At 63.5% G+C, this 11,659-nt stretch carries 5 protein-coding genes and 2 pseudogenes; 2 read left to right on the forward strand and 5 right to left on the reverse strand.

Features of this window, described 5'->3' with window-relative positions; translation table 11 throughout:
* Window positions 1–29 precede the first annotated feature (29 nt).
* Window positions 30–620 (forward strand): annotated as a pseudogene (locus tag NDY25_RS23255) (autotransporter-associated beta strand repeat-containing protein); the annotation flags it as partial.
* Between the two features lie 1,775 nt (window positions 621–2,395).
* Here the strand turns inward: NDY25_RS23255 and NDY25_RS21950 are convergent.
* From NDY25_RS21950 to NDY25_RS21975, 5 genes and pseudogenes are all read right to left on the reverse strand, one after another.
* A pseudogene (locus tag NDY25_RS21950) lies at window positions 2,396–5,249 on the reverse strand (S8 family serine peptidase).
* 787 nt (window positions 5,250–6,036) lie between these two features.
* The gene (locus tag NDY25_RS21955) at window positions 6,037–6,711 is read right to left on the reverse strand and encodes a hypothetical protein (RefSeq protein ID WP_168957609.1); all 675 of its coding nucleotides are present in this window, start codon (window positions 6,709–6,711) and stop codon (window positions 6,037–6,039) included.
* Window positions 6,712–7,072: 361 nt separating this feature from the next.
* Window positions 7,073–9,334: an ATP-binding response regulator gene (locus NDY25_RS23055; RefSeq protein ID WP_343243415.1), complete on the reverse strand. Its 2,262-nt coding sequence runs from the start codon at window positions 9,332–9,334 to the stop codon at window positions 7,073–7,075.
* Complete coding sequence (locus tag NDY25_RS21970; protein WP_168957690.1) at window positions 9,327–10,298, reverse strand: aspartyl/asparaginyl beta-hydroxylase domain-containing protein; 972 nt, start codon at window positions 10,296–10,298, stop codon at window positions 9,327–9,329. Before NDY25_RS21970 ends, NDY25_RS23055 begins: the two co-directional genes overlap by 8 nt.
* A 64-nt stretch (window positions 10,299–10,362) precedes the next feature.
* Window positions 10,363–11,169, reverse strand: coding sequence for a MipA/OmpV family protein (locus NDY25_RS21975; protein ID WP_168957611.1), 807 nt, complete (start codon window positions 11,167–11,169; stop codon window positions 10,363–10,365).
* Window positions 11,170–11,474: 305 nt separating this feature from the next.
* Here NDY25_RS21975 and NDY25_RS21980 point away from each other — a divergent pair, with 305 nt between their 5' ends.
* Window positions 11,475–11,636: a hypothetical protein gene (locus NDY25_RS21980; RefSeq protein ID WP_229015252.1), complete on the forward strand. Its 162-nt coding sequence runs from the start codon at window positions 11,475–11,477 to the stop codon at window positions 11,634–11,636.
* Window positions 11,637–11,659: the final 23 nt, after the last annotated feature.

Raw genomic sequence — 11,659 nt, forward strand, 5'->3', positions numbered from 1 at the left:
AGGCCGGCACAGGCGTGTTGCAGTTGATCGGTCCCAATAGCTACACCGGTGGCACGGTGGTCAGTGCCGGCACGTTGATCGGCAACACCACCAGCCTGCAGGGCAACGTGGTGGACAACGGCACGCTGGTGTTCGATCAGGCCACCGATGGCGTGTTTGCTGGCGCCGTCAGTGGCACCGGGAGCGTGATCAAGCAAGGTACGGGCGCGTTGACGCTGGTCGCTCCCAACACCTATAGCGGTGGTACGACGATTGCCAGCGGCAGCCTGATCGGCAACACCACCAGTCTGCAAGGCAACATCCTCGACAACGCGGTGCTGGTGTTCGATCAGGCTGGCGCCGGTACGTTTGCCGGCAACATCACCGGTAGCGGTGCGTTGATCAAGACCGGGGCCGGTGCACTCACGCTGGATGGCGTCAACGCCTATCTCGGTGGCACCACCATCGCTGCTGGCACGCTGGTCGGCGATACCGACAGCCTGCAGGGCAACATCGCCAATAACAGCGCGCTGGTGTTCCAGCAGACCAGCAATGGCACCTACGCAGGGACGTTGTCGGGCACTGGCAGCCTGCTCAAGGATGGTGTGGGTACCTTGCTGGTCACCGCAAACAGCAGTGGCTTCACCGGGCCGACCACGGTCGCTGCCGGCACCCTGAGTGTAGGCAACCCGGCCAATCCGGGCGCTGCGTTGGGCGGGCCGGTCACGGTAGGTCCGGGCGGCACGCTTACCGGTAGCGGCAGCGTCGGTAGCCTGAGCTCGGGCGGCACCGTGGTTATCGGCGGCACCGCCGGCACGATCAGTGTCGGCGGCAATGCCACGCTCGGCAATGGCTCCACCTTGCAGGTCACGCCTGGCGCAGGTGGCGCGGTCACACCCATCAGCGTGGGCGGTGCGGCCACGCTGGCACCTGGCAGCACTTTGCAACTGGTGCGTGCGACGGATCTGCCGTTGTTTACCGAAATTCCGGTCATCAACGCCGCTGGCGGGCTCAGCGGGCAGTTCAGCAACGTTGTTTCCGACTACGCCTTTGTCGAGCCGAACGTCAGCACCAGCGCCACGGCGTTGTCGGTCTCGTTGGGTCGCAACACCGTGGCCATGGTCGATGCGGTCACCGTGCCAAATCAGCAGGCTGCCGCAGCTGCTGTGGACGGATTGCCGACCACCAACCCGGTCTATCAAGCTGTGGTGCGCTTGCCCGACGATCCGCAGGCGATCAGCACCGCGTTTGCCTCGCTGTCTGGCGAAAGCCATGCCAGCACGGCCACAGCGTTGCTGGATAGCCGCTTCCTGCTGAGTGGCGTCGGCAACCATCTGCGTGGCGATAGCCAGGACGCGCGTGTGGGAGACACCACGGTATGGATCACCGGTCGCAGCCTGCCCAATCGTGTCGATGGCAATGCCAATGCGGCCTCGGTACGGCGCGAGGACAACGGCATCATGGCCGGTGCAGAACGGCGCATCGGCGAGCGCAGCGTGCTCGGTATCGCGGTCGGTAATCAGGACATCGAAACCCGCTCGCGCGAGTCCTTCGATCGCTCCGATATCGATGGCACACATGCCGGCATCTACGGCCAGGCCGATTGGTCCGCGTTCGCGCTGCAAGCCTCGGTCGACTATGCCGATTACAGCGTGGACAGCACGCGTCGGGTGATGCTGCCCGGTGTGCTCGAAGAGCGGCTGAGCAGCAATTACGATGCGAAGGCCATTACCGTGTCGCTGGAAGCAGCATGGAATCTGCGCACCGGCAACGCGGTGTACAGCCCCTTCATCGCAGCCGACTACACGCATCTGAAGACCGATGGTTTCAACGAGCGCGGCGGCATTGCCGGGCTGTCGGTGGACAGCGCCAAGGACGAGTACACCACCAGCACGGTGGGTGTGCGTGGGCGTTGGCAGCTGGGCCAGGCGGCCGGGTTGTATGCGTCGGTGGGTTGGCGGCACGCGTTCGGCGACCGCACTGTGGAACGTTCGGCCGGTTTCATCGGCACCGGCTCGCAGTTCTCGGTGCAGAGCGTCACCCTGGCGAAGAATGCGGTGGTCGGCGAGTTGGGCGTGAGCCTGATTACCTCGCCTGCCAGTCGCCTGTCGTTGTCGTTGCAAGGACTCAACGGCGATGGCCAGACCGCGTACGGCGGCCAGGTCACCTGGGGTTGGAACTTCTGATTCACTGCAGACGAAAAAGCCCCGGCACTGCCGGGGCTTTTTTGGCCGATACAAAGGCACGCACATACAGCGTCATGCTTGCACTTGCACTTGCACTTGCACTTGCACTTGCAGCGCACCCGCACTCACTGGTCAGCTGCGTCAGCAGCCGCTGCGTGGGCATAGCGCAGGCCGACTCCGCACACCGGCCACGCAGCCTTGCGGCCACACTGCCGGTCTGCAGCCGGCGCTTAGAACTGCCAGCGCAGGCCGACATTGGCGTTGATGCTGTTGGCATCCGAACGACCACGCTCGGCACCCACGTTGCCGTAGATGGAGAACGCATCGTTCACCTGGTAACGCACACCGACCGAGGCACGCAGCGCTTGCTTGGACACCGGCTCGCCGGCGACGTTGAAACGCGCTTCCGGCAAATCGGTGAACCATGCGGTGAAGTCGGAGTTCGGGTTGCCGAACAGCGAGCGGTAGGCAACCAGACCATCGAAGCCCCACTTGCCGCGCGTCAGATGGCCACGCACGCCCACTTCGCCGTAGCCCGCGCGCAGCGTGTCGCTATTGGCACTCAAGCCCAGGCCGGTGGCCGATGCTTCGCTGAAGGCATCCTGCTTCTGGCTGACCACACCGACGGCGACGAACGGCGACAAACCCGCGTGCGGCAGCAGGCCGAGTTCGGCGCGCAGCGACCAGTTGGTGTCGTGGCGACGATCCTGCAGACGCTCGCCGATGCTGCCGGCCTGCACGGTACGCTCGGTTTCCACATTGCTCATGCCATACGAACCGATGCCCGAGAGGTAGGCCTGGCCGATCGGCTGATACAGATACGCCGTCATCGCATAACGGTCCGAGCGCAGACGGCTGGCCGAGGCATCGATGTTTGCACGGTCCTGACCCGAGCTCACCGCCGCACCCACGACCATGCCGTTGCTACCCATCGGCAGATCCACACCGAAGGTGGTGGACTGCTGGGTGTAATCGGCCGAGTCGAAACCGTTGCCGCCCAGATTGCCGTCCAGATAGCTGCCCTGCATCCAGGTGGTCAGCGTGGTGGTGTCGGCCAGGTAGGGAAGGCGATCGGCAGCCACGCGCGCATCGTTGAGTGCGGACTGGAAGCCCAGCGTGCGCTCGATGCCGTGGACCTGGCCAGCCAGGGTCGGCAGCGATGCGGCAACCTGCGCATCGGTCGCCGCCAGCAGCGAGCCGGTAGCGCTGATCAAACCACCCAGATTGTCGGTATCACCCGAAGCCACACGCGTATCCAGCACCTTGACCAGCGTATCGGCTTGCGCAGCACCGTTGACCACCGATTGCGGCGCACCGGCCGCTTGCGCGCTGGCAGCGGAGGCATTCCGTGTCAGCGTGGCGGTGACGGTGGTGGGGTCGTAGGCGAGTGAGGCGGTCCAGAAGAAATTGTTGGCGTACTGCACGCGATCGAAGGTGCCCTGCAGGTTGCCCGCCTGGACTATCTTTTCGCTGCTGCCGACGTTGTAGCCAGCCGCTTCCGGCAGCAACAGCAGATTGCCCTTCAGGCTGGCCTGGCCGGTGACGGTCAAGCCCTTGCCCAATTCGAGTGCGGTGGTGCCGGTGTTGTTGACCAGGCTGTAGTTACCGTTGATCACACCGCCGTGCGATTCGAAGGTGGCCGAGTTGAGCACGATCACATCCGAGCGCAGGCTGCCGGACAGTGCGAGCACGCCGTCGCTGATGCTGGTGCCGCCGGTGTAGGTGTTGTTGCCGCTGAGCGTGAGCTTGCCGGCGCCGTTCTTGGTCAGGTTGCCCGCGCCGGAAATGTCGTTGCTGAAGGTGCTGTCGTAGCCGGAGGTCACGTTCGCGGACCAGTTGTTGACGAACTGCGCCGGGCCGTTGATCGCCTTGGCCGCATTGACCAGGCCATAGCCGTACAACGCATCCACGCCCGGGTCGCCCAGATCGGTGGCAGTGGTCAACAAGGTCTGCTGCAGGTTGGAGGCGCTCATCCACGGATACACGCCCAGCACCTGCGCGGCGACGCCGGTGACGGCAGCGGTGGAGAACGAGGTGCCGGCGATCTGGCCCTGCAACTCGGTGCCGGCCAGGGCCGGGGCGAAGTAGCTGCCCGGCGCCACCAGGCACCACTGCGCAGCGGCGCCGCAATGGTTGGAATAGCTGGTCAGGCCGGCGGCATTGCCGGCGCTGTCGATATTGATTGCGCCCACTGCCAGCCAGTTGTTGCGCAGGCTGGCTTCCTGCACCGGGGTAGCGGCCGGGTAGGACGCTTCGGACGCACCTTCGTTGCCGGTCGATGCCACGATCAGCGCATCGGCCTGCACCAGCGGAGCCAGTGCGAACTTCCAGGCCAGCGCGGCGTTCGCGCTGCTGGCAGCATCTGCATACGAGGCACCGATCGAAAGGTTGGCAATCCGCACGCCGGCAGCCGCCAGATCCACCGCGGCGCGGCGAGCCTGCTGGGTGCCGCAGGAATTTTCGGCGCAGATGCGCGCATAGAACAGGTCTGCATCCGGCGCGATACCGCCGGCAAAGCCGTCCTGCGCCGACCCCAGCACCAGCGCCGAGATGACCGTGCCGTGGCCGCGCAACGCGTTCGCAGACGACTCCGGCGTGCCGGGGCTGGCGGTGTAGTCATTGAAGCTGTCGACCTTGCCGCTGATCGGCGCGTAGCTCGGCACCAGGTTGTCGTCCAGCACGGCCAACTTCACGCCCTGGCCGCGGGCACCGGCCTGCTGTGCCAGATCCGCATTGGTCGGCACCAGCAGGTTGCTGCCCAGGCCCTGGTAACGGGCCGGTGCAGGAGCAGGCGAGGGCACCGGTGTCGGAGCGGGAGCGGTCTTGGGCAGCGGGTCGGCCGTGGAGGTTTCCGGCGGCGCCGGCGTTGTGGGGGGCGTCGGGGTGGCAGGCGCCGTCGGCATGGGCGTCGGAGCCGGCCGGCGCCGGTGTCGTCGGAGTCGCAGGTGCAGGCGTGGACGGCGTCGGGGCCACAACCGTGGTCTGTGGCGGGTCACTGCGGACGTTGCCGCCACCGCCACCGCCGCCACAGGCGGTCAGGACGAGGCAGGATGCGATGGTCGTTGCGAGTAGCGAGCGATTCATAGTTTGTTTAATCCGGTCATTTGGCGCGCCGCTACTGCTGAATATCTGAATTTGGCGCAAAGGTTTCCCACGTCAGCACTGATGCCGACGGAGGCATTTAATTTCACGGGTTATTCACTTTATTCGTCGCCGATCCGTCCCTTCGGATAAGCGCCGCTTAGAACACGGGGAATGCAGTGATGCATCCAATCGTGTGCTTGCGAGATTGTTTAACGGCGCTATCCAGAAACTCTAAAACCTGAATGGTCAGTTGCAATTCAGAGAAAAACCGAGCCAATAGACATTTGCAATTTAATCCATAGCGAGAAAGGATTAGAAGGCCACTAGCGAGCTCTAGTACAGAGGAAAGCCGTAGCGAACGCGACCGTAAAACATCACATTTCTCAAGGGGCGGCAATCCTAAATGCGATTGCTATCGCAGTGAATCAGGGATATACCTCAAGCTGTCGGTGAATCCCTCACATGCTGTAGCGGATTCGACCGTAAGTTAGCGAATCTAACGGACTCTGCCGTATGAGCGGCGAATGATTTTTCCCGCGATATAAAAGCAGTGGGATCTTTATCGTCGGTCAATGTTTAAATTAGTATATCCATCTGAATTTATACTAAGCAGCCACAACAAATGGAATCGATTGTGCAAAATTCAATGGTTTTGGCATGCCAATCAGCCTAGATTTCTGTATGGGCTACTAGCGTGATTCGAGTAGTTGCTCGATAAAAGCCGAGTCTCTTCAGGCAGGAAAAACGCCGTTGCTGCTAGCAAATAGGCGCTTTTTTAGTCCAGCGATCAATCGGGCAATAAAAGGTTGAAGCCCAGCGTCACCCACGGCGTGTGGTCTGCACCATGCTGATATCCGGCCAGCAGATCCACGCTGGCACGGTCGCCAAACAGGCGCCGCAGTCCAGCCTGCTGGCCGAAACCGCCACGGTCGTCGCCAAACGCCTCGGCCAGCACCGTCCAGGCGGGGCCGAGCGTGTGCTCCACGCCCACACTTGCCGTCAGCGCCATCGCCGAGCCGCAGGGCGTGTTTGCGCCCACGTTCAGATGCAGCAGGCTGCGCCGGTCCGCATCCAGCGCGATGCTCACCGGCACATTGAGGATCAGCCCATCCAGCCGCTGCCGGCGCAGGTCCCAATTCGCCCCCAGCGAGGCACCCACGCCCCAGCGCTGCTGGTCCAGGTCGCGAAACAGCCGCTTCGCGCCCAGAGCGGCGATACCGGCCCGGGGTTGGTCGCTGAATGTCGACAGCCCCAGGCTGACTTCGTTGCCGGCCCAGGTGCAGGCAGGCACGGCGGTCAGTTCGCGCCCCGGGCGGGAGCCACGTAGCCAGGTTTCCACCTGGCAGCGTCCTTCAGGGGTCAGGGCGGCATCGTCGGTAGTCAGGCTGGCGGCGGCCTGCGCACGGAACGCAAGCACGGACGCAGCTGCCAGCAGCAGGGCAGGGAACAGCTTCAGGGACATCGGCACTCTCCTGGGTCGGAGCGCCAAAGACCGCGCTTTGGGTCTAGCTGGATTGTGTGGGTAATGCAGGCAATGCGTGGGCGCAAGCGCACGCGATGAGCCCCGCCCTGTGCGGACGGAGCCGACCTTGGGTCAGGATCCGTCGGCGCAGGTGCCGCGACGCAATCGACTATGACTGTCCAAGGAGCAGGCCTCTGGGGTGGGGGACGAAAAACGTGGCGCATGATGCCTGCAAGGCCGTGACGAGCGCAATCGGTGGAGCGCATCGGACAAGGACCGCGTGGCGCTCTGGTAAGCGCCTGCACCGGCTTCCCGGCTATCGGGGAATTGCGGTAGCACCACCGACTGGCAGACCATCAGTTCAGTGCGTCGCTGACAGCGCACGAACGCGAGGTCTGCAGCGGCTCTCGGTTACGGATTGAAATCGATCATCGCCAGGGTTCCCTCGGCGATGGTTGACTCCAGATGCAGGCGCCAGCCGAAGCGCTCGCAGATACGCTGGGTCAGGAACAGGCCCAGACCCGAACCGCCGCCTTGCTTGACCGAGTGTTTCAATGAGGCGGTGTAACGCTGCCGCCAGCGCGGTATCGAAGCCTTCGCCCGAGTCGCGGATGCAGAGCGTGTGCTCGACCAGCGAGACGCGGATGTCGCCAGCATAGGTATGGTCGGCCGCATTGCGCAGCAGGTTGCCCACGGCAATACGCACCATCGATTCGGATGCATGCAAGATCAGCGGCTCTAGCGCATCGATGTGGAACTGCACCGGCTTTGCCGAAACCAGATACAGATGGTCCTGGACCAGATCGGGAAGCAGGCCGTGCAGGACGGTGATCTCCTCGCGCTCGGCAGGGGTTGGTTCGCGCGAGAGATACAGCAGCGCTTCCATGATCTGCTTGAGGTTGCCCACGGCCTCGTCGATGCGATGCAACGGCCGCTGCGCGCGCTCCGGCAACTGCTGCTTGTGCAGCACATCGGCCGCGCCGGAGATGACCGCTAGCGGCGTGCGGAATTCGTGGCTGGCCTGGTCCAGCAGACTGCGCTCGCGTTCGATCGCGCGCGCTACACGTTCCAGGTGCGCGTTCACCTCACGCGCAATCGTATTGAGCTCGCTCTTGCGGTAGTCGGTGGGCAGCCGTTGCGCGGGTTGCAGCGGGTCCAGCTGCCGCATGCGCCGTGCCAGGTCGGTGACCGGCCGGGTCAGACTGATGAAGAGCCACCAGATCACCAACGCGATCATCGCCAGATTCAACAGCATGAACAGCACGCTCACTTGAACGCTTTCGTTTTGCTTGTCTTCGAGCTCGGTCATGTCGATGCTCATGACCAATCGCCCTTGTGGCAGCGTGGTGATCAACACCGAGTAACTGCGATCGGGCCGTGTCTGGCCCGGGGGTTCGGCGAACGGCCCCCAATGCGGTTGCAGGATGTTGATGAACTTCCTGGTCAGGAAGGGGGCTCCCTTGGCGGCTTCAAGATCACCTTCGCCGTAGTAGCCAGGCGTCAGCGCAGCGAAGAAGGCCGGCATTCCTGCGGGGAGTCGCGCAGGGTCTGACACCAGCCAGCCCTGCACCGGGCCATCGGTGGGAAGCGCGCTTTGCAACTCGGCCGCAGGCAGGTGCGCAATGCTTTGCGTGCTCGAGGTGAGCAGCTGTTTCCAGATCGGAGCTTCGATCAACTCCTGGCTCAAGAAACCTTGAACCGCCAACCCCAAGGCAAGCATCGCGCCGGACACGATCAGGCTGCTGCTGATCAACCACTGCAGACTTCCCAGGCGCCCGCCCAATCTCATCGCGTCCCACCACCCAGGCGGATAGCCGACACCGGTGACGGTGTGCAGCAGTTTGTGTTCGCCGCTCTGATCCAGGGCACGCCGCAACACATGCATGTGGGAACGCAGCAGATCGCCTTCGGGCAATGCGTCGCCCCAGATCAGGCTTTCCAGTCGATCGCGACGCACGATTCTCGGGGATTCGCGCATCAGCAATTCCAGCACGTTGCGCAAGGTGCTGGAGAGCACCACGCTGCGCTCGCCGCGCGAGACCTTCAGACTGTCCAGGTCGAAGCGCAAATCGCCGACCTGCAGCAAGTGACCCGCTGTTGCTGCATTCGCGCTGGCTCTGCCCACCATCACGCGCAAGCGCATTTCCAGCTCCGGCAGCGCGACCGGTTTGACCAGATAATCGTCGGCGCCGTTTTCGAACCCGAGCAGCTTGCCCTCCAGTTGATCCTTGGCGGTGAGCATGATGATCGGCGTGCGGCAGCCATGGTCTTCGCGCAACGTGCGCAGCACGCTCATGCCATCCATGCGCGGCAGCATCCAATCCAGAATGATGGCGTCGTAGCGATTGCTGATCGCCAGATTCAGGCCGGAGTTGCCGTCGGGCGCGGCGTCGGGTTGATGTCCGCATGCCTCCAGATAATCGAAGATATTGGCCGCCAGAGCACGGTTGTCTTCGATGATGAGCACCTGCAATACCTGCGCAGGCTGGATCGAGCTGGAGGTCATCGCATCGGTGCTTTTCAGGGTGGGAAACATCATACGCAGCATCGTCTCCATGCACTCGACCAGCTCGCGCAACAGGCGGCCGATCGATGCCAGCAGGGCAGGGGAATGCTCAAACATGCAGTAGCCAGCGCCCGGCACCGATCACGCCGGCAAGGCTTGCCAGCGCAACGCTGAGCAACAGCAGATTGATCGCCCACTTGATGGCGTTGTAGGTCGGCCGGTGCCGCGCACGCAGCTGCTTTCCGCGCGCCATCAGCGGGCTGATCCAGGTGAACAAGGCGCTCGCCGGGCCGCGCTTGTCGCGCGTGTCGTTGGGCGTCATCGCGGCACGTGCGAGCTGGCAGTACAGCAGGTTGAACAGCCTGCCCGGCCAGCACATCGGCCTGACGACGTCGCACATGAGGATCAGGCGCGCAGCATCGGTGTCGTTGCGGACGAAATGCAGATAGGTTTCATCGAAGATGAACGCCTGGCCGTCGTGCCAGGCACGCGTCTGGCCATCGACGTCGATGAAGCATTGCGCGGCATTGGGCGTAGCCAGGCCCAGGTGGTAGCGCAACGAGCAGCCCAGCGGATCGGCATGCGGTGTGAGCCCCGAATGCGGCGGCAGGATCGCGAACATGGCGGCCTTGACCTGCGGATACTGCGCCAGGATCCGCAGCGTCTGCGGGCAGCTGGCACGCGCCGATGCATGCGTGTAGCCATACCAGCGCAGGTAGTAGCGGCTCCAGCCATATTTGTAGAACGTGCGAAATCCCACATCGAACGACGCCACCGAGCCTTCCCGGCGCGCCTCCTCAAAACTGCCACCGGCCTGGATGGCCAATGCCTCGTCGCGCATGACTTCCCAGTGTTGTGCAAGCGATGCCAGCGTTGGATAGGCGTCCAGCGCGACGAACGGGCCACGCGCTGCGCGTTTGGTGAACGTGTAGAGAATCACGTTGGGCAAGGCGAACACCGGCCAGCTCTTGCGCAGGTATTGCTTCAAGCTGGCATAGCGCGCTCGACCGCGATACCGGTAGACGTAGGTCATCGCTGCGATCCAGCTCGCCACCAGGCACAGCAAGGTCCAGGCGATCATGCTGCGCTCGCGCGCAGGCATCGCTTACATTGCCGCTGCATGGCGGCGGCATGGCCCGGTGTCATCAAAAGCCCCTGGAAAAACCGATCAACAGCGTGCCGACGCCGTCGGTATCGGGTTCGAGCAGCGGGCTGTCGCTGAGCTTGCTGGGCAACACGCTGTATTGCAGGCGCGTCATGAACTGCCAGCGCTTGCCGATCGGTCGTACGTAAGTGACACCCACGGTCGGCACGGTGGCCGAATCCGGCTTGTAATCCACCACACCGCGCGCGACTTCCTCGTCCAGCGTGCCGTAGTAGTAATTGGCCATGTCCTTGGAGAGATGGCTGATGCTAACGCTGGGCGTCAATCGGCCGCGTCCCACGCTGATGGGGTAGCCGTAACGCGCAGTCAATTCGTAGCCTTCGCTGGTGCCGGTCACGTCGGCTTTGGCCGTGAATTCGAATTCGCCTGCCGCGTCTTCCCATGTACCGACCAGACCCAGGTCCAGACTGTCATCGCGATCTTCCAGCAACGCGCGATCGATGCCGTTGCGCGCCAATTCCTCGCTACCCAGATCGTCTGCCGCCACGCCGTCCATGCGTAGCGCCGCAATCGCATCCAGGCTGAAGGTCTCGCCTTTGACGATGTGGTATCCGCCGGTGATACCGCGCAAGAACACCCGCTCGCCCTCGAACAGGATCAATGGCACCGGGTTGATCCGCGTGCCCTCACCGGCGAACGGGCTATCCGAGGCAATCGCGCCCAGGCCCAGGCCCCAGCGATAAGGCGATTGTTCGGCCAGCGATGGGTCCGCTTGCGGTGTGGTCTGCGCTGCGGCGAGAGAGGGGAGTGCCAACAGGGTGGCGAGGAAGAAACGGGAATGCGTCATGGGGAGGCTTCACTGGGAGAGGGCAGCGCCGCCGCTGTGCCGACCCGCGGTCGAGCAGGGAGCGATGGCGCGGCAGCAGCGTGCGTCATGCATGTCGGCCAAATGTCGGCAGTGCAGCAGCGGCGCTTGCGACGTTCCACCGACATCGGCGTGGCAACGTGCAGCGCAATCGCACTGCGTCCTACGCCGTCTTGCTTGCCACCCCGATGCTTCGCCTATGGAGTTCGCCATGACCGCTTTCTGTAGTTGCCTGTCGTCTTCATCGCCGATACCGCCGTATGCGAGATGAGGCGACGATCCTGACGTTGGCGCTGAAGATTGTTCCTGTTGCCGAAGCGGCCGCCTGGTTTCATCACGACCCGATTCGCGAGCTGGGAGGTAAGACGGCAGCCGAACTCGCCGCGCGGGGCCATTCCGCCCAGGTCGTCAGGTTTCTGCAGTCGGTTCTGCGCGGCGAACGCGACTGAAAAGGATGGAGAGCACGGGTCTT

Source organism: Xanthomonas hortorum pv. pelargonii, from assembly GCF_024499015.1.
Taxonomy (GTDB): domain Bacteria; phylum Pseudomonadota; class Gammaproteobacteria; order Xanthomonadales; family Xanthomonadaceae; genus Xanthomonas; species Xanthomonas hortorum_B.